This is a genomic window from Pseudomonas sp. IT-P171 (assembly GCF_949767765.1).
GTDB lineage: Bacteria > Pseudomonadota > Gammaproteobacteria > Pseudomonadales > Pseudomonadaceae > Aquipseudomonas > Aquipseudomonas fluorescens_B.
The window spans coordinates 63,009-79,960 of the sequence record NZ_CATKQN010000055.1 but is presented as its reverse complement, the minus strand read 5'-3'; the positions used below and the strand labels follow the sequence as shown (position 1 = coordinate 79,960).

General features: G+C 60.6%; 18 protein-coding genes and 1 pseudogene. 13 read left to right on the top strand and 6 right to left on the bottom strand.

Annotated elements, in window-relative coordinates; all coding sequences use genetic code 11:
• The first annotated feature begins 40 nt into the window (after window positions 1–40).
• The gene (locus ACM6I5_RS22640) at window positions 41–700 is read left to right on the top strand and encodes a glutathione S-transferase family protein (protein WP_414877942.1); all 660 of its coding nucleotides are present in this window, start codon (window positions 41–43) and stop codon (window positions 698–700) included.
• 129 nt (window positions 701–829) lie between these two features.
• Here the strand turns inward: ACM6I5_RS22640 and argH are convergent, their stop codons facing one another.
• Window positions 830–2,224: an argininosuccinate lyase gene (gene argH, locus ACM6I5_RS22635; protein WP_017341432.1), complete on the bottom strand. Its 1,395-nt coding sequence runs from the start codon at window positions 2,222–2,224 to the stop codon at window positions 830–832.
• 244 nt (window positions 2,225–2,468) lie between these two features.
• Between argH and ACM6I5_RS22630 the strand changes: the two are divergent.
• The 8 genes and pseudogenes from ACM6I5_RS22630 to ACM6I5_RS22595 form a co-directional block, all read left to right on the top strand.
• Window positions 2,469–2,675 (top strand): annotated as a pseudogene (locus ACM6I5_RS22630) (sensor histidine kinase); the annotation flags it as partial.
• On the top strand, window positions 2,672–3,418 hold the full coding sequence (locus ACM6I5_RS22625) for a LytR/AlgR family response regulator transcription factor (RefSeq protein WP_017341431.1): 747 nt from the start codon (window positions 2,672–2,674) through the stop codon (window positions 3,416–3,418). The pseudogene ACM6I5_RS22630 and the gene ACM6I5_RS22625, both read left to right, overlap by 4 nt.
• A gap of 138 nt (window positions 3,419–3,556) precedes the next feature.
• Window positions 3,557–4,498 carry a hydroxymethylbilane synthase gene (gene hemC / locus ACM6I5_RS22620; RefSeq protein ID WP_414877941.1) on the top strand — a complete coding sequence of 314 codons (942 nt, stop codon included), beginning with the start codon at window positions 3,557–3,559 and terminating at the stop codon, window positions 4,496–4,498.
• Complete coding sequence (locus ACM6I5_RS22615; protein WP_414884761.1) at window positions 4,495–5,262, top strand: uroporphyrinogen-III synthase; 768 nt, start codon at window positions 4,495–4,497, stop codon at window positions 5,260–5,262. Before hemC ends, ACM6I5_RS22615 begins: the two co-directional genes overlap by 4 nt.
• A gap of 16 nt (window positions 5,263–5,278) precedes the next feature.
• Window positions 5,279–6,433 (top strand): uroporphyrinogen-III C-methyltransferase, encoded by a 1,155-nt coding sequence (locus tag ACM6I5_RS22610; RefSeq protein WP_017341428.1) that lies wholly within the window; start codon window positions 5,279–5,281, stop codon window positions 6,431–6,433.
• The gene (locus ACM6I5_RS22605) at window positions 6,430–7,668 is read left to right on the top strand and encodes a heme biosynthesis protein HemY (RefSeq protein WP_414877940.1); all 1,239 of its coding nucleotides are present in this window, start codon (window positions 6,430–6,432) and stop codon (window positions 7,666–7,668) included. Before ACM6I5_RS22610 ends, ACM6I5_RS22605 begins: the two co-directional genes overlap by 4 nt.
• 298 nt (window positions 7,669–7,966) lie before the next feature.
• Window positions 7,967–8,518 (top strand): disulfide bond formation protein B, encoded by a 552-nt coding sequence (locus tag ACM6I5_RS22600; protein WP_414877939.1) that lies wholly within the window; start codon window positions 7,967–7,969, stop codon window positions 8,516–8,518.
• A 178-nt stretch (window positions 8,519–8,696) separates the two neighbouring features.
• Window positions 8,697–9,155 carry an Rsd/AlgQ family anti-sigma factor gene (locus ACM6I5_RS22595; RefSeq protein WP_007899333.1) on the top strand — a complete coding sequence of 153 codons (459 nt, stop codon included), beginning with the start codon at window positions 8,697–8,699 and terminating at the stop codon, window positions 9,153–9,155.
• 65 nt (window positions 9,156–9,220) lie between these two features.
• Here ACM6I5_RS22595 and ACM6I5_RS22590 read toward each other — a convergent pair whose 3' ends face one another.
• Entirely contained in the window at window positions 9,221–9,886 is a 666-nt protein-coding gene (locus tag ACM6I5_RS22590) for an FKBP-type peptidyl-prolyl cis-trans isomerase (protein ID WP_414884760.1), read from the bottom strand.
• A gap of 192 nt (window positions 9,887–10,078) precedes the next feature.
• On the opposite strand from ACM6I5_RS22590, the gene ACM6I5_RS22585 reads away from it, so the two are divergent.
• The gene (locus tag ACM6I5_RS22585; RefSeq protein WP_414884759.1) at window positions 10,079–11,248 is read left to right on the top strand and encodes an AlgP family protein; all 1,170 of its coding nucleotides are present in this window, start codon (window positions 10,079–10,081) and stop codon (window positions 11,246–11,248) included.
• Here the strand turns inward: ACM6I5_RS22585 and ACM6I5_RS22580 are convergent.
• Complete coding sequence (locus tag ACM6I5_RS22580; RefSeq protein ID WP_414884758.1) at window positions 11,245–11,709, bottom strand: TIGR02444 family protein; 465 nt, start codon at window positions 11,707–11,709, stop codon at window positions 11,245–11,247. The two genes, ACM6I5_RS22585 and ACM6I5_RS22580, sit on opposite strands and share 4 nt — an antisense overlap.
• 50 nt (window positions 11,710–11,759) lie before the next feature.
• On the opposite strand from ACM6I5_RS22580, the gene ACM6I5_RS22575 reads away from it, so the two are divergent.
• From ACM6I5_RS22575 to rhtB, 3 genes are all read left to right on the top strand, one after another.
• Window positions 11,760–13,670: an ATP-binding cassette domain-containing protein gene (locus tag ACM6I5_RS22575; RefSeq protein WP_017341422.1), complete on the top strand. Its 1,911-nt coding sequence runs from the start codon at window positions 11,760–11,762 to the stop codon at window positions 13,668–13,670.
• On the top strand, window positions 13,670–14,251 hold the full coding sequence (locus ACM6I5_RS22570) for a mechanosensitive ion channel family protein (RefSeq protein ID WP_017341421.1): 582 nt from the start codon (window positions 13,670–13,672) through the stop codon (window positions 14,249–14,251). Before ACM6I5_RS22575 ends, ACM6I5_RS22570 begins: the two co-directional genes overlap by 1 nt.
• A 143-nt stretch (window positions 14,252–14,394) precedes the next feature.
• Window positions 14,395–15,027 carry a homoserine/homoserine lactone efflux protein gene (gene rhtB / locus ACM6I5_RS22565; RefSeq protein ID WP_017341420.1) on the top strand — a complete coding sequence of 211 codons (633 nt, stop codon included), beginning with the start codon at window positions 14,395–14,397 and terminating at the stop codon, window positions 15,025–15,027.
• Window positions 15,028–15,199: 172 nt separating this feature from the next.
• On the opposite strand, the gene ACM6I5_RS22560 is transcribed toward rhtB, so the two are convergent.
• Genes ACM6I5_RS22560 through ACM6I5_RS22550 form a run of 3 tightly spaced genes read right to left on the bottom strand, consistent with a single transcriptional unit; the run spans window position 15,200 to window position 16,939 of the window.
• The gene (locus ACM6I5_RS22560; protein WP_414884757.1) at window positions 15,200–15,943 is read right to left on the bottom strand and encodes a penicillin-binding protein activator LpoB; all 744 of its coding nucleotides are present in this window, start codon (window positions 15,941–15,943) and stop codon (window positions 15,200–15,202) included.
• A gap of 3 nt (window positions 15,944–15,946) precedes the next feature.
• The gene (lpoB, locus tag ACM6I5_RS22555; RefSeq protein WP_017341418.1) at window positions 15,947–16,534 is read right to left on the bottom strand and encodes a penicillin-binding protein activator LpoB; all 588 of its coding nucleotides are present in this window, start codon (window positions 16,532–16,534) and stop codon (window positions 15,947–15,949) included.
• 33 nt (window positions 16,535–16,567) lie between these two features.
• Window positions 16,568–16,939 (bottom strand): YcfL family protein, encoded by a 372-nt coding sequence (locus ACM6I5_RS22550; RefSeq protein ID WP_017341417.1) that lies wholly within the window; start codon window positions 16,937–16,939, stop codon window positions 16,568–16,570.
• Window positions 16,940–16,952: the final 13 nt, after the last annotated feature.

Here is a 16,952-nt window from a genome sequence, read left to right as displayed (position 1 = left end):
AGCAGGCACTGCCCACCCCGCACGGCCTGGAGGCTTTGTAATGCTCAAGCTTTATGGATTTTCCGTCAGTAACTACTACAACATGGTGAAACTGGCGTTGCTGGAGAAAGGTCTGCCGTTCGAAGAAGTACCGTTTTATGCGGGCACGAGCCCCGAGGCATTGGCAATCAGTCCGCGCGGCAAGGTCCCGGTGCTGGGTGTCGAGCAAGGTTTCATCAATGAAACCGCGGTGATTCTCGAATACATCGAGCAGAGCCAGAAAGGTACGCCGCTGCTGCCGGGCGATCCCTTCGAGCGGGCGCAGGTCCTGGCACTGGCCAAGGAAATCGAGCTGTACATCGAGTTGCCGGGGCGCGCCTGTTATGGCGAAGCATTCTTCGGCATGAAGGTGCCGGACGCGATCAAGGACAAGACCAAGGCCGAGTTGCTGCTGGGTTTTGCCTCGCTGGGACGGCACGGCAAGTTTGCCCCTTATGTCGCGGGCGACAGCCTGAGCATTGCAGATCTGTACTTTCTGTACAGCGTGCCGCTGGCCTGTGCGGTAGCGAAGAAGCTGTTCGACCTGGATTTGTTGGCTGAAATGCCAGCGGCCCGGGCACTGCTGGAGCGTTTGGAGCAGAACCCGAACGTGCAGCGGATTGCAGCGGACAAGGAAGCGGCGATGCCCGCGTTCATGGCGATGGTCGCGTCCAAGAAGTAGATTTGTAGCGTCCTTCAGGTCGCTTTCGCGAGCAAGCCCGCTCCCACACTGGATTGATGGTGAACACATGATTTGTGAACACCAGAGACCCAGTGTGGGAGCGGGCTTGCTCGCGAAGCTTTTGGCGGCTTAACGGCTGGCGAGCAACGCCTGACCGCGAGCCACAGCCTTCTTGACCTGCGCTGGCGCAGTCCCGCCGATATGGTCACGGGCGTTCACCGAACCTTCCAGCGTCAGCACGGCGAACACGTCCTGATCGATCTGGTCGCTGAACTTGCGCAGTTCTTCCAGGCTCATTTCCGCCAGGTCCTTGCCGCTTTCCACGCCGTACTTCACGGCATGTCCAACGATCTCGTGGCAATCACGGAACGGCAGGCCACGACGCACCAGGTAGTCGGCCAGGTCGGTGGCGGTGGAGAAACCGCGCAGGGCCGCTTCGCGCATCATCGCGTGCTTGGGTTTGATCGCCGGGATCATGTCGGCAAAAGCCCGCAGCGAGTCGCGCAAGGTGTCGGCGGCGTCGAACAGCGGCTCCTTGTCTTCCTGGTTGTCCTTGTTGTAGGCCAGTGGCTGGCCTTTCATCAGGGTCAGCAGGCCCATCAGCGCGCCGAAGACGCGGCCGGTCTTGCCACGCACCAGTTCCGGCACGTCCGGGTTTTTCTTTTGCGGCATGATCGAGCTGCCGGTGCAGAAGCGGTCTGGCAAATCGATGAACTGGAACTGCGCGCTGGTCCACAGCACCAGCTCTTCGGAGAAACGCGACAAGTGCATCATCGCGATGCTCGCGGCCGAGCAGAACTCGATGGCGAAGTCACGATCGGACACGTTGTCCAGCGAGTTGCCGCCCACGGCATCGAAGCCCAGCAGTTGCGCGGTGTACTCGCGGTCGATCGGGTAAGTGGTGCCCGCCAGTGCGGCGCTGCCCAAAGGCATGCGGTTGGTGCGCTTGCGGCAGTCGACCAAGCGCTCGTAGTCGCGGCTGAGCATTTCGAACCAGGCCAGCATGTGGTGACCGAATGTCACCGGCTGTGCGGTCTGCAGGTGGGTGAAGCCCGGCATGATGCTGCCGGCTTCGCGCTCGGCCTGTTCCAGCAAGCCTTTTTGCAGGCGGGTGATTTCCGCCAGGATCAGGTCGATCTCGTCACGCAGCCACAGGCGGATGTCGGTGGCGACCTGGTCGTTACGGCTGCGGCCGGTGTGCAGCTTTTTACCGGTCACGCCGATGCGGTCGGTCAGGCGCGCCTCGATGTTCATGTGCACGTCTTCGAGGTCGATGCGCCAGTCGAACTGGCCGGCCTCGATTTCACCCTGGATGGTCTTCAGGCCATCGGTGATGCTGTCGCGCTCGGCATCGGTCAGCACGCCGACCTTGGCCAGCATGGTGGCGTGGGCGATCGAGCCCATGATGTCGTGGCGATACAGGCGCTGGTCGAAGGTGACGGAGGCGGTGAAGCGGGCGACGAAGGCGTCGACGGGTTCACTGAAGCGGCCGCCCCAGGACTGATTGGTCTTGTCAGTGCTCATGAATTCGCTCGTATCGGCTGAAGAAAGATGGCGTTGAAAGCTGTCGCGGATAATAACAGGGTTGCCAATCCTGTCGCTGACACTGGTCGATACGTTTTTTTCTCATGTCCCGGCCTATGCTCGAAGCCAGCCTGACCGGAATTGCGCAACGATATTTTTCAATTGAGTAATAACGTCCCGGCAACCGTCTACAGTTGGACAGTAGGATCAGCGCACTTCTCGGCGCTGCAGCGGACTATAAGCAGAGGGGGTGTTCGTATTGTGTATCAGCAAACCCTACGGCGATGCCTCGCCAACCGCCGATTGCCCGGCAAATAAAAATTTAGCGGTCGGACGGGCGGCACTTTTTGGCCCTCGCGCTAGTCTTAGCGTGGATCGCGGTGACGGACGTCACTCCACTTGTCTACGCTATCCTTGTGCGAGACTCACGCAGGAATCCAGCGCAATATGAATGTCCTGATCGTTGATGACGAACCCCTTGCCCGCGAGCGCCTGAGCCGAATGGTCGGCGAACTCGAGGGATACAGTGTCCTGGAGCCCAGCGCCACGAACGGCGAAGAAGCGTTGGCACTGATCGACAGCCACAAGCCGGATATCGTGTTGCTCGATATCCGCATGCCAGGCCTCGACGGCCTGCAAGTGGCTGCACGGTTATGCGAACGTGAAACCCCGCCAGCCGTGGTGTTTTGCACAGGGCCCGATGAATTTGCCGTGGAAGCCTTACAGGCCAGCGCCGTAGGCTATCTGGTGAAACCTGTGCGTACAGAACAATTGCATGAAGCATTGAAAAAAGCCGAGCGGCCCAATCGTGTCCAGCTTGCGGCTTTGACCCGTCCCGCCGCCGAAACCGGTAGCGGCCCTCGCAGCCATATCAGCGCGCGTACCCGCAAGGGTATTGAGCTGATCCCGTTGGGTCAGGTGGTCTACTTTATTGCCGACCATAAATACGTGACTTTGCGCCATGAAGGCGGCGAAGTGCTGCTGGATGAACCGCTCAAGGCCCTTGAAGATGAATTCGGTGACCGATTCGTGCGCATCCACCGCAACGCACTGGTCGCCCGCGAACGCATCGAGCGCCTGCAACGCACGCCTCTGGGACACTTTCAGCTGTTCCTCAAAGGCCTGAACGGCGACGCCCTGATCGTCAGCCGGCGTCATGTGGCCGGCGTGCGCAAAATGATGCAACAGCTTTAATTCGCCATCCTCAGGCGAATTTATCACCCGATTGCCGGACATCCGGGGCCAGGGAGGCCAGGCAATACCTGATACAAGTCAAAGTGGATTTGGCTGAGCTGTTATTATCCGCCGTATCTATTCAGTACGGATTGATCCATGTCCTCTCGCGAAATCCGCATCGCCACCCGCAAAAGTGCTCTCGCCCTGTGGCAGGCCGAATACGTCAAAGCCCGTCTTGAAGCGGCCCATCCGGGTCTGCTCGTGACGCTGGTGCCCATGGTCAGTCGTGGCGACAAACTGCTGGACTCACCGCTGTCGAAAATCGGCGGCAAGGGTCTGTTCGTCAAGGAACTGGAAACGGCTCTTCTGGAGAACGAAGCCGACATCGCCGTGCATTCGATGAAAGACGTGCCGATGGACTTCCCCGAAGGCCTCGGCCTGTTTTGCATCTGCGAGCGAGAAGACCCGCGTGATGCATTCGTCTCCAATACCTACGCCAGCCTGGACGAACTGCCGCAAGGCAGCATTGTCGGCACCTCCAGCCTGCGCCGTCAGGCCCAGTTGTTGACCCGTCGCCCGGACCTGGAAATCCGTTTCCTGCGCGGCAACGTCAACACGCGTCTGGCCAAGCTTGATGCCGGTGAATACGACGCCATCATTCTCGCGGCTGCCGGCCTGATTCGCCTGGGCTTCGAAGATCGAATCACCTCTGCCATCAGCGTCGATGACAGCCTGCCGGCCGGTGGCCAGGGTGCTGTCGGCATCGAATGCCGCTCCGTCGACAGCGAAATCCACGCTTTGCTGGCACCGCTGCACCATCAGGACACCGCCGCCCGCGTGACGGCCGAACGTGCGCTCAACAAACATTTGAATGGCGGCTGTCAGGTGCCGATCGCCTGTTACGCCGTGCTGGAAGGCGAGCAGATCTGGTTGCGCGGTCTGGTGGGCGATCCTAGCGGCGGCCTGCTGCTCAGCGCCGAGGCCCGTGCTCCGCGCAGCGATGCCGAGGCCTTGGGTGTGCAAGTGGCCGAAGACCTGCTGAACCAGGGCGCCAATGACATTCTGAAAGCGGTCTACGGCGAGGCAGGTCACGAGTGACGGGCTGGCGCCTGCTGCTGACGCGTCCCGCGGATGAGTCGGCGGCGCTGAGCGAGATTTTGGCCGAAGCGGGGATTTCCAGCAGCAGTTTGCCGCTTTTGGAAATTGAACCGATTCCTGCCTCTGACACAATGCGCGAGGTGATTCAGCATCTGGATCGGTACTGCGCGGTAATCGTGGTCAGCAAGCCGGCCGCCAGAATCGCGGTGGAGCTGGTCAGTCAATACTGGCCGCAACCACCACGCCAGAAGTGGTTCAGCGTGGGCGCCGCGACTGCACGGATTCTCGATGACCACGGATTGGACGTGAGTTTTCCGGCCGAGGGTGATGACAGCGAAGCCTTGCTGGAACTTGCGTCGTTGCGCGAGGCTGTCGCACCGCCCGATCCACGGGTATTGATCATGCGCGGAGAGGGCGGGCGCGAGTTGCTTGCTGAGCGTTTGCGCGAGCTTGGTGCTAGTGTCGAGTATCTGGAGCTGTACCGCCGCGATCTGCCGCAATACCCGCCAGCAGTACTGCCAGAGCGGATCAAGGCGGAACGCTTGAACGGACTGGTGGTCAGCAGTGGACAGGGTTTTGAGCACCTGCATCGATTGGCCGGCGCTGCCTGGCCGCAATTGGCGCGGTTGCCGTTGTTTGTTCCAAGCCCCAGGGTTGCCGAGCTGGCACGTGCCGCCGGAGCCCAAACAGTTGTGGATTGTCGTGGCGCCAGTGCCGCGGCTTTGCTGACGGCGTTACGGGAGCATCCCGAACCCGTTCTCTAATGCAAAGGATGGATACGTGAACGAAACAGCCTTGCCTAAAGATGACGTGAAGCCAGTGCTTGATGCGCCGGTTGAAACTCCGGTTGAAACTGCGCCACCTGCTGCCGAGCAGCGCCGAGGCAATGGGCTGGCAATAGTCGCGTTGCTGTTGGGCGCCGCCGGTGTGGCGGTGGGCGGTTGGGGTGTCTGGCAGGTGCGTCACCTGCAAGCCAATACGCAGCAGCAGTTGAGCCAGGTGCAGGCGTTGAACGATCAGGCGCAAAGCCTGAAGCTGAATGAGCAGCGCCTGAGTGCGCGCCTTGAGCAAATGCCAGCCGCCGAAGAACTGGACGCTCGAAGCCGTCTGGTGATTCAACTGCAAGGCGATCAGCAACGTTTGAATCAACGTCTGGAAACCGTCCTCGGCGCGAGCCGCAAGGACTGGCGTCTGGCCGAGGCCGAACACTTGCTGCGCCTGGCCAGCCTGCGACTTTCGGCGTTGCAGGACATCAGCAGCGCTCAGGCCCTGGTGCAGGGCGCCGACGAAATTCTTCGTGAACAGAACGACCCGGGTTCCTTTGCCGCTCGCGAGCAAGTGGCGAAAACCCTGGTCGCCTTGCGCAGCACCGAACAGCCGGATCGCACTGGCCTTTTCCTGCGCCTGGGGGCGCTGCGCGATCAAGTCATCAACCTCACCGAGCTCGCACCCGAGTACAAGGACCGCGGCGAATCCCTGCTGGGCCTGACCGCCGATGGCGACGGCGCCAGTCGCTGGGCGCAGTGGTGGGATCAGATCTCGCGTTACATCCGCATCGATTTCAACGCTGACAAAAATGTACGTCCATTGCTGGCAGGGCAAAGCCTGAGCCAGGTGCGTCTGGCCCTGAGCCTGGCGCTGGAGCAGGCGCAGTGGGCGGCACTCAACGGTCAGGCTGCGGTTTACACCCAGGCGTTGGCCGAAGCGCGGGACGTGCTCAAAGGCAACTTCAATCCGGACAACCCGCAGAGCAAAGTGATGCTCGAGCAGGTTGGCGAACTGAGCAAGCAGCCGGTTACCGTGGTCACGCCGGATCTGACCGCCACGCTGAGCGCGGTTCAGGGCTATCTCGAGCGACGTAATGTCAACGCCGAGGATTCGATCAAACCCATGGCCAAGCCTGCCGCAAACACTCTGCCGGAGGCCACGCCATGAAGCGCCTCTATGTGATCGTGTTTCTGGTCATCGCCGCTGCCGCCGCTTTGGGGTTGGCGATTGCCGAGCATTCCGGCTACGTGCTGATCGCTTACAAGAGCTTCCGTTTCGAATCGAGCCTGTGGGCAACCCTGGCCCTGGTGGCGGTGTTGTGGCTGGTATTCTGGGGCATCAAGGCGTTGATCGAACTGGTCATGACGTCCAGTGGCGTGGTCAATCCCTGGTCGCGGCGCAACCGCAGCCGTCGGGTGCAAGTGGCGATCGAACACGGTCAGCTGGACTTGGCCGAAGGTCGCTGGGCCAGCGCGCAGCGTCATTTGCATCGCGCCGCCGAAGCCGAGCGCCAGCCACTGCTTTACTACCTCGGCGCTGCTCGCGCTGCCAACGAGCAAGGCCACTACGAGGAAAGCGACAACTTGCTGGAGCGTGCGCTGGAGCGCCAGCCCCAGGCCGAGTTGGCGATCGCCTTGAGTCACGCTCAACTGCAGACCGATCGCGGCGACACCGATGGCGCCCTGGTGACCTTGCAGGCGATGCATGAGCGTCATCCTCATAACGTCCAGACCTTGCGCCAGTTGCAGCGTTTGCATCAACAGCGCGGTGATTGGTCGGCCGTTATTCGCCTGCTGCCGGAGCTGCGCAAGGACAAGGTCCTGCCGCCGGCCGAGCTGGCCGAACTGGAACGCCGGGCCTGGGGGGAAAACCTGTCCCTGGCGGCGCACCGCGAAGAAGACGGAACCGTCGGATTGCAATCGCTCAACCGCGCCTGGCAGCAACTCACTTCGGCACAGCGCCAGGAACCGCAACTGGTGTTGGCGTATGCCGAGCAGCTTCGGCAAATCGGCGCCCAGATCGAGGCCGAAGAGGTCTTGCGAACGGCGCTCAAGCGCAACTACGACAGCCATCTGGCCCGCCTTTACGGACTGGTTCGCGGCAGTGATCCAGCCCGTCAGCTGCAAACCGCCGAGGGCTGGCTGAAGAACCATCCGGCCGACCCGAGTCTGTTGCTGACCCTGGGTCGCCTGTGTTTGCAAAACAGTCTGTGGGGCAAGGCCCGGGACTATCTGGAAAGCAGCCTGCGCGTGCAGCGCAACCCGGAAGCCTGTGCGGAGCTGGCGCGATTGCTGGCACAACTGGGTGACACCGAGCGCAGCAATCAGTTGTTCCAGGAAGGCCTTGGCTTGCTGGATGAGCGTTTGTTGGCAGCGCCGTTGCCGGTGCCTGCAGCCGTCTAAAAGCTAACCGCTGTTGAAGCCTGTGGCGAGGCAGCTTGTTCCCGCCTGATTGCGAAGCAACCCTTTGATTTACCATGGCTGCGCAATCGAACGGGAGCAAGCTCCCTCGCCAAAAAGACGTTAATTCTTACAGTCCTGGTCGGTTGGTAACAAAGTCCTACAGAGGACTACATCTGATCCTCTCAACTCTGTCGGGAATTCCCTACACTTCTGTTGAAGTGTCCCTGCTGACCCGTCTTGTAAGGCTGGCGCGCTTTCCTCTACCGTAACCACTTGTCTCTACTGGTACGGAAAAGCCATGTCGTTGGCCTGCTCACGCTCCTTGTTTTTCATGGTTTTCGTTGCCGACGCCCTGGCCTTGGGCGTTTCCTATTACCTGGAATATGCGGTCGGCCTCCAGCCGTGCGGCATGTGCCTGTTGCAGCGGATGTGTCTGGCGTTACTCACGGGTGTCTGCCTGATGGCTTCGGTGCATGGGCCCGGCCGTTTGGGTTCTTCCCTGTATTGGCTGCTGGGTTTGCTGTGCAGCCTGGCGGGAACAGTGACGGCGTGGCGCCAGGTGTTGCTGCAAGGCGACCCGCTGCAACAGCTGTCAACGTGTTCGCCGGATCTGGCCGATCTGTTCGCAAGCAATCCCTGGGTTTATGTTGTGCAGCAAATGTTCAACGGCACTGCCGACTGTGCACGGATTTCATGGACGCTGTTCGACCTGAGCTTGCCGGAGTGGAGCCTGTTGTTCTTTGTCGCGATGACAATTCTCAGTATTCAGCAGTTGCTACGCGTTGTCTGGATCGCCTGCCGGCGACCGCTCAGCGGCGAGTCGTCGCACCCCGCGCTGGCGGGCGATTAAACACTTGTATGAACTTTATCTCCTGCGTACCTTGAAGCCACAGTCGCGCGGGCATAATCTGGCCCGCACGTGTCATTGGAATTATGTTGCTCGAATGACGCTCTGCCTGGCCGATTCTTGATCTTCAAGTGTGCGACAGGTGTAGGGCAGCATGACCCACAAGGGAAGAGAGATCACCATGCTCGAAAGTTGTCAGAATGCTCAGGAACGCTGGGGTGGAGTGCATCTGCTGATCGATCGCTGGTTGCAGGAGCGTCACGAACTGGTTCGGGCCTATGATGCTCTCGGCGCCAAGCCTGAAGCTCTGGGCGAGAACCGCAAGCCATTGCAGGAATTCTGCGGCGTGCTGGTCGATTACGTGTCTGCCGGGCACTTCGAGATCTACGAACAGCTGACGGGCGAAGCCAAGGCGTTTGGCGACACTCGCGGCCTCGAGTTGGCCGAGACGATCTACCCGCGTATCGACGTCATCACCGAGAAGCTGCTTGCGTTCAACGACCTGTGCGATGCAGGCAAGTGCGTGGCAGAGAAATTCAAGGAGCTGGGTGGCCTGTTGCACGAACGCTTCGAACTGGAAGACTGCCTGATCGAGGTGCTGCACACGGCTCACAAGGAAGAGGATTCGGTTCAAGCCTGAACCCCTTCCGGTAACACCCTCAAAAAAACGGTGCGCTTATGCGCGCCGTTTTTCGTTTGCGCTGTTCAGCCGGTGGCCCCGCGCAATTCGACTTCGAATACCAGCGGCGTGAATGGATCGATCAAGTCGCCGGCACCGTCGGCGCCATAAGCCTGTGCCGATGGAATCACCAACCGCCACTTCGCACCGACCGGCATGTTTTGCATGGCGCTGCGCCATCCGCTGATCACACTGTCGAGACTGAACCACTGCGGCTGACTGTTCTGATCGAACACGGTGCCGTCGGGAAGTCGACCGATGTACAGGACCTGGACCTTGCCATTCGGGCCGGCTTTCGCGCCGGTGCCTGGCACCAACTCCGTCAGCAATACTCCATCGGCCAGTTCACGAACACCGGGTTTGGCTTTTTCTTCCGCGAGAAAACGTTTTTCTTTTTCGAGGGCGACTTCGCTCTGCGGCTCACTCTGTTGCAAGGCAACCTGCGCTTCATGCTCGGCCAGAATCTGTTCGATCTGCTCGTCTTTCAGGGCCAGCGGTTTGCCTCGATAGGCTTGCTGCAATCCTTCGACCAGTGCCTGAAGTTGCAGATCGGGAACCTCCTGGCGCAGACGCTCACCGAGGCTTGCGCCCAGGCTGTACGCGAGATCGTGAGCTTCATTTCCGGTGGTTTTTTCGGCGGCCTGAGCCACGGAAAAAAACATGCACAGCGATAAAAAAAGGTAGCGCGACATCGGCACTCTCCGACCTGAGATGCGGCAGATTATGCCAGTGTGAATGCGTGCGACAGTGAACTTGTTTTACGCAAGCCCGGAAGATTTTCGATCCGTTGCAACGCAGCGCTTTCGATACTGTCAACATGCCCTAGCGGCGGTAGCAGCAGAGGTCTAGTATGAGCCGCACCCACGTCAGCCAGGAGGTAAACCATGTCGGCCACCAAGAAGCCTGTAAATACCCCGTTGCACTTACTCCAACAACTCTCGGGCAGCTTGCTCGAGCATTTGGAAACCGCTTGTTCACAAGCCTTGGCTGATGCTGAAAAATTGCTCGCCAAACTGGAAAAGCAGCGCGGAAAAGCGCAGGAGAAATTGCACAAATCCCGCACCAAATTGCAGGACGCTGCGGCGGCCGGCAAGGCCAAGGCACAAGCCAAGGCGAAGGACGGAGTGAAGCAACTCGAAGACTTGCTCGACTCCCTCAAGGATCGTCAGTCCGAGACCCGCACCTACATTCTGCAACTCAAGCGCGATGCTCAAGAAAGCCTGAAACTGGCCCAGGGCGTCGGTCGTGTACAAGAGGCTGTCGGCAAGGCGTTGTCCCTGCGTTCGGCCAAGCCTGCTGCGGCCCCTGCCAAGAAAGCCGCGGCCAAACCGGCTGCTGCAAAGGCACCGGCCAAGCCTGCTGCAAAGGCTCCGGTGAAAGCCGCAGCAAAAACCGCCGCTAAACCGGCTGCGAAAAAAACGGTCGCTGCCAGCGCTGCAAAACCGGCAGCGAAAACAGCCGCTGCCAAACCTGCCGCCAAGCCAGCCACTGCCAAAACAGCAGCCGCTAAACCGGCTGCAAGAACCGCGGCGGTAAAACCTGCTGCAGCGAAAACTGCGGCGGCTAAACCGGCTGCAAGAACCGCCGCTGCCAAACCTGCTGCGGCGAAAACCGCGGCCGCTAAACCGGCTGCAAGAACCGCTGCTGCCAAACCTGCTACGGCGAAAACGACAGCTGCCAAACCAGCCGCCAAAACCGCCGCTGCGAAACCTGCTGCCAAGCCTGCCGCAAAACCAGTAGCGGCAAAAACCGCTGCCAAGCCAGCCGCTAAACCGGCGGCAAAACCAGCTGCAAAACCAGCTGTAAAAACTGCTGCTGCCAAGCCAGCCGCCGCCAAACCAGCGACAGCCGCAAAACCAGCCGCTGCCAAACCAGCCGTGAAAAAACCGGCCGCCGTTGCCAAGCCAACCCCGGCTCCTGCTGCCAAACCAGCGACGCCAGCGCCATCCGCTTCGGCCGCTCCTGCACCAGCAGCCTCTACCTCGACAGCCACCACTGCGCCAACGCCAGTAGCGCCGTCGAGCACCAGCACCACCCCAACCAGCGCTTCCTAAGTGCCGGTTACCGCGGCGCGCAGCTGATGCAGCGCGTCGCGGCCCAGGTGTGCGGCGTCCGCCGCCACACCCTCCAGCCAGGCCGATAAATCGGTCGCCTCATCCTGCGGCCAACTTTGCGCCGATCGCTCCAGTCGCAACAACAGATGCCGTTCGGCTTCCAGCTCCAGCACTTTCACTTGTTCGCGTAACGCATCCAGTTCGGCATCTTCAGTCGCGATGGCTTTCCATTGCAGGCGCAAGGCGCGCAGCGGTCGAACGACTTCCGTGTCCCAAGGTTCGGCCACGTTTCGCAGTTGCTGCAATCGTTGCCCGTTGCAGGCGACTCCGCGCTGTCCGAGCCACAGGCCACACAACAACAGGCACACATTCACCCCCGCCGACTGCAAAGTCAGGCACGCGGCTTCAACGCCGGGACGGGCGTAAGTGCCAAGGGAAAAGCTCCACAGGTCAGAGGACATAGTGCTACTCGCGCCAGTTGCGAGCGAAGCTGGTAGACTCCGCCGCCATTATGATTCGACTTCAGAACCTGACTTTACAGCGTGGCCCGCAACGTCTGCTAGAAGACGCCGAGCTGACCCTGCACGCCGGCCACAAAGCCGGCCTCATCGGTGCCAACGGCGCCGGCAAATCGAGCCTGTTCGCCTTGATTCGGGGCGAGCTGCACCCGGACTCGGGTGACTGCTTCCTGCCGGCCGACTGGCGCATCGCCCACATGCGCCAGGAAATCGAGACGCTCGAACGCCTGGCGGTCGACTACGTGCTCGATGGCGACCTGCGCCTGCGCGAGGTGCAACGTGACCTCGCCGCCGCCGAAGCGGCCCATGACGGTGCCGCTCAGGCCCGCCTGCACTCGGAACTCGACAGCGCCGACGGTTACACCGCCGATGCCCGCGCCCGCAAGCTGCTGGCCGGCCTGGGGTTCACCAACGAGCAGATGGATCGCCAGGTAGGAGATTTCTCTGGTGGCTGGCGGATGCGTCTGAACCTGGCGCAGGCGTTGATGTGCCCCTCGGACCTGTTGCTGCTCGACGAACCGACCAACCACTTGGACCTCGACGCCATCATCTGGCTCGAAGAATGGCTGAAAAGCTATCCCGGTACCTTGCTGCTGATTTCCCACGACCGGGACTTCCTCGACGCCGTGGTCGATCACGTGGCCCACGTCGATCAACGCAAGATCACCCTGTATCGCGGTGGTTACAGCGCTTTCGAGCGTGCCCGCGCCGAGCGTCTGGCCCAGCAACAGCAGGCCTACGAGAAGCAGCAAGCGCAACGTGCGCACATGGAAAGCTACATCGCCCGCTTCAAGGCCCAGGCGACCAAGGCCCGCCAGGCCCAGAGCCGGATCAAGGCGCTGGAGCGGATGGAAGAGTTGTCCGCTGCTCACGTCGATTCGCCGTTCGACTTCGTCTTCCGCGAGTCAACGAAGATTTCCAGCCCGCTGATCGACCTGTCCGATGCCCGTCTGGGCTACGGCGACAAAGCCGTGCTGGAGAAGGTCAAGCTGCAATTGACCCCTGGCGCGCGCATCGGTTTGCTTGGCCCCAACGGCGCCGGTAAATCGACCCTGATCAAAAACCTCGCCGGTGAACTCTCGCCGCTGGCCGGTCGACTGACCCGCGGCGAAAACACCGTCGTCGGTTACTTCGCCCAGCATCAGCTTGATTCCCTGGACTCGAAGGCCAGCCCGTTGCTGCACTTGCAGCGCCTGGCGCCGACGGAGCGCGAACAGACCCTGCGCGACTTCCTCGGCGGCTTCGACTTCCGCGGTGCGCGTATCGACGAGCCGGTGCTGAATTTCTCCGGTGGCGAGAAAGCTCGCCTGGCCCTGGCGTTGATCGCCTGGGAGCGACCGAACCTGCTGCTGCTCGACGAGCCGACCAACCACCTGGACCTGGAAATGCGCCTGGCGCTGACCATGGCCCTGCAGGAGTTCAGTGGTGCAGTGCTGGTGGTCTCCCACGATCGCCATTTGCTCAAAAGCACCACCGACAACTTCTATCTGGTGGCGGACGGCAAGGTCGAGGAGTTTGACGGTGACCTGGAAGACTACGCCCGCTGGCTGGTCGATTATCGTCAGCGCAATGCCCCGGTCAGCAATACGCCAGTCAATCCGGACAAGACTGACAAGAAAGCCCAGCGTCAGGCCGCCGCCGCATTGCGTCAGCAACTGGCGCCGCACAAGCGCGAGGCTGACAAGCTCGAAGCCGAGCTGGGCAAGCTGCACGAGAAACTGGCGACGATCGACACCCGCCTCGGCGACAGCGACATTTACGAACCTGCGCGCAAGAACGACCTGCGTGATCTGCTGGCTGAGCAAGCCAGGCTGAAGGTGCGCGAAGCCGAGCTGGAAGAAGCCTGGATGGAAGCGCTGGAATTGCTCGAAAGCATGCAGGCGGAGCTGGAGGCGCTGTCCTGATGGAAGCCTTCAAGCTACCGTTGCCGGCGATGTGGGTCGAGCCGATCTGGCTGGTCGTACAAATCCTGCTGATCCTGCTGGCCGGTTATATCGCTCAGCGCGTCGTCGCTAAATGCCTGACTCGATTGGGCGAGCGCTACCCCTTTCCGCCGCAGTTCTTGATGCCGCTGCGCGGCGGTCTGCGCTGGCTGATTATGGGCAGCGCGCTGATTTTCGTGCTGGAGCGCCTGGGCGTGTCGGCCACAGTGCTCTGGACCGCGTTGTCCGGTTTCGTTGCGGTGGCCGCAGTGGCGTTTTTCGCCATGTGGAGCGTGCTCTCCAATCTGCTCTGCGCGATCCTGATTTTTACCGTCGGGCCGTTCCGTATCGGTGACGTGGTCGAGTTGGTGGACACCACTGACAAGCCTGGCGTCAAAGGCCGGGTGGTGGCGATCAATCTGCTCTACACCACGTTGATCGAAGCGGAAGAGCTCGGCACCGGCAGCGCGATGGTGCAGGTGCCTAATAGCCTGTTCTTCCAGCGCTCGGTTCGACGCTGGCGTGGTACGGACGTGTTCTCGTCCGGCGGTTTCGAAAAGTAAGGCGTCCGCTGCCTGGCGCATCGCCTGCGCGAGTCATAAGACGCTGGTCGGCAGCCGCACTATCCTGCAAAAAAAATCGGTAGTCATCGGCCCCAAGCCGCATTAGCTTAGACGTCTGTCACGAGTCTGAGTCGAGGTGTGCGATGGAGCTTCAAACATGGCTGGCGTTTTTTGCCGCCTGCTGGGTGATCAGCCTGTCTCCCGGTGCCGGCGCCATTGCGTCGATGTCCAGCGGTCTGCAATACGGTTTCTGGCGCGGTTACTGGAATGCCCTGGGCCTGCAATTGGGCCTGGCGGTGCAGATCGCGATTGTCGGTGCCGGTGTTGGCGCGATTCTCACGGCATCGGCCACTGCGTTTTATGCGATCAAATGGTTCGGCGTGGCGTACCTGGTTTATCTTGCGATCAAGCAATGGCGCGCGCTGCCGAGCGACATGAGTGACGACGCGGCCGTGCGCCAGATCGGCAAGCCGATGGCGCTGGTGTTCCGCGGTTTTCTGGTCAACATCAGCAACCCCAAGGCCCTGGTGTTCATGCTCGCGGTATTGCCGCAGTTCATTGACCCGCATGCGCCGCTGCTGGCTCAGTACCTGATCATCGGCGTGACCATGGTCTGTGTGGATCTGATTGTCATGGCCGGTTACACCGGGTTGGCGTCCAAGGTGCTGCGCTTGTTGCGCACGCCCAAGCAGCAAAAACGCATGAACCGCACCTTTGCCGGGCTGTTTATTGGCGCGGCGGCGTTCATGGCGACGCTGCGCAAAGCCGCGGTTTAAAGCTCGCAACCACAAAAAAGGCGACCTCACGAGGTCGCCTTTTTAGTTTGTCGCGAACCCATTGCGGCGAGCGAGCTTGCTCGTGCTCAAGTGCGAAGCGCTTGCATGAGGTTGGGACCGCTTCGCAGCCCAGCGGGAGCAAGCTCCCTCGCCACACTGGGGCAGCCGGGATTCAGCGCAAAATCACCGGCGCCGTATCCCGTGGCAAGTTGTTGCGCAACGGGGCTTGCCCCGGCTGCTCGTAACCACCGCCACCGAGTTGTTGGCTCAACTGCGCGGCCACGTCTTCACCCAGCGCCTTGGACACGTCACGAACCACCCGTGGGCGGTTCAGCGAAACCTTGATGTCCCGGCCATTCACCAGTTTGGTGTCCTGACCTTCGCCCATCGCTGTGAACGCCGAGGTGATTTCAAAAGTCCGGGTGTTGATCAGGCTGAAGTCCGCCACCAGGGTCAGGCCCAACACGGCCGAATGGCTGTCGGTGTTGGCCAGCTCGGTCACGTCGCGCGTGAAGTCAATGTCCGACACGGTGCCGAACAGCACATAGTCGGCACCCTTGAAGTTGCCGGCCTTGATCCGTTTGATCACGTCATAGACATCACCCTTGGACGAGGCGGTATACGGCGTGCCTTGCACCAGCTGAAACATGCCGGTGCGCAATATCTCGCCCTTGATGTCTCCGGTGAATTTACGCAATTCACCTTGCTCGATGTAGCTGTAGGTGGCCTCGATTTCGTTGTAGCTCGAAGAACCGCTGGCGCTGTAGTAACTCTCGCGGTGATTGCTCTGGGCCGAAACGATGTGGATGTATTGTTCCACTCGCTCCTGATACGCCAGGTCCGTTACCGCGACTTTCGGGGCCGCCTGCGCGCTGAACGCACAAGCCAGGGCCATCATGCCAATCCATGCGCGCATCGATTAACGCTCCGTGGTCTTGCGGATCTCTTTCTCGTCCATCCACTCGGCCAGACCGCTTTCAACGTCGATCAATTGCAGGCTGAATTTGTAGAAGACGTCCTTGTAGTCGCTGCTGCGCTTGACGATGGAGCTGATCGAACCTTCAAGACGGTATTTGGCGGCGATCATGTTGCCGGTCTTGGCCACAGTGGCTTTCTTGTACAGGCCGCTCTGGTTTTGCAGCTTCAGCTGGTCAACCTGGCTTTGCATCGCGGTGTTGTCGCTGGCGAAACGGGCGGTGCCGGACTTCATCAGCTGGGTCTTGATGCTGGTGGTGATTTCACGGGTGTCGATGTATTCGCTGGTCTTGTTCTTCACGTCGTAGACCTGAACCACCGGACGACCTTGCAGAATGCCGGACTGTGCCAGGGAGCGGGTCATGGACTCGGCAATCATCTGCAGGTCGGTGGAGCCGAACTCGTTGGTCACGGTTTCCACGGCCTTGGTGTCGCCGTAGCTGATGTTTTTGCTGCCCAGGGTAGGCGAGGTATTGGCGCAACCGCTGGCCAGCAGGGCGATAACGGCGATGAACGAAAAACGTGCAAACATGGGAATGCTCTCTAAAACTGATCGAATAGGGTGTTAAGGCGTTTTGATTTCGAGGCGGAAATCCACGGCTTTGGCGGTGGGCGCGATGGCCTGGATGAAACTGGTCTGCTCGCCGTACATCATCTGGCTTTTCCAGGTTTCTTCTTCGGCAATCGGGAAGCCTTCTGGGCCGAGCCAGGCAAAGCGGTAGTAGAAGGTCTTGTTGTTGAAGCTGGTGTTGCTCAGCTGCACATTGACCGTCATGAAGCCGTTTTCCCGGGCGACGCGCATGGCGCCCACCACAATGTTCTTCAACTTGCCCATGGCCACGACTTTGCTGGCGGCGCTGCCTGGCTCAGGTGGCGGCGGTGTGGCGCAACCGGCCAGCAAGGCCAGGGCGACGACAGCGATGAGTTTGAAACGCATGTAAAGACTCCGT

Coding starts and splice junctions, on each gene's coding strand:
- ACM6I5_RS22595 (WP_007899333.1), top strand. CDS start 8,697: ATGCTCGAAAGTTGTCAGAATGCTCAGGAACGCTGGGGTGGAGTGCAT.
- ACM6I5_RS22550 (WP_017341417.1), bottom strand. CDS start 16,939: ATGCGTTTCAAACTCATCGCTGTCGTCGCCCTGGCCTTGCTGGCCGGT.
- ACM6I5_RS22640 (WP_414877942.1), top strand. CDS start 41: ATGCTCAAGCTTTATGGATTTTCCGTCAGTAACTACTACAACATGGTG.
- ACM6I5_RS22625 (WP_017341431.1), top strand. CDS start 2,672: ATGAATGTCCTGATCGTTGATGACGAACCCCTTGCCCGCGAGCGCCTG.
- ACM6I5_RS22570 (WP_017341421.1), top strand. CDS start 13,670: ATGGAAGCCTTCAAGCTACCGTTGCCGGCGATGTGGGTCGAGCCGATC.
- lpoB (WP_017341418.1), bottom strand. CDS start 16,534: ATGTTTGCACGTTTTTCGTTCATCGCCGTTATCGCCCTGCTGGCCAGC.
- ACM6I5_RS22590 (WP_414884760.1), bottom strand. CDS start 9,886: ATGTCGCGCTACCTTTTTTTATCGCTGTGCATGTTTTTTTCCGTGGCT.
- ACM6I5_RS22575 (WP_017341422.1), top strand. CDS start 11,760: ATGATTCGACTTCAGAACCTGACTTTACAGCGTGGCCCGCAACGTCTG.
- ACM6I5_RS22560 (WP_414884757.1), bottom strand. CDS start 15,943: ATGCGCGCATGGATTGGCATGATGGCCCTGGCTTGTGCGTTCAGCGCG.
- ACM6I5_RS22600 (WP_414877939.1), top strand. CDS start 7,967: ATGTCGTTGGCCTGCTCACGCTCCTTGTTTTTCATGGTTTTCGTTGCC.
- ACM6I5_RS22605 (WP_414877940.1), top strand. CDS start 6,430: ATGAAGCGCCTCTATGTGATCGTGTTTCTGGTCATCGCCGCTGCCGCC.
- hemC (WP_414877941.1), top strand. CDS start 3,557: ATGTCCTCTCGCGAAATCCGCATCGCCACCCGCAAAAGTGCTCTCGCC.
- ACM6I5_RS22585 (WP_414884759.1), top strand. CDS start 10,079: ATGTCGGCCACCAAGAAGCCTGTAAATACCCCGTTGCACTTACTCCAA.
- argH (WP_017341432.1), bottom strand. CDS start 2,224: ATGAGCACTGACAAGACCAATCAGTCCTGGGGCGGCCGCTTCAGTGAA.
- rhtB (WP_017341420.1), top strand. CDS start 14,395: ATGGAGCTTCAAACATGGCTGGCGTTTTTTGCCGCCTGCTGGGTGATC.
- ACM6I5_RS22580 (WP_414884758.1), bottom strand. CDS start 11,709: ATGTCCTCTGACCTGTGGAGCTTTTCCCTTGGCACTTACGCCCGTCCC.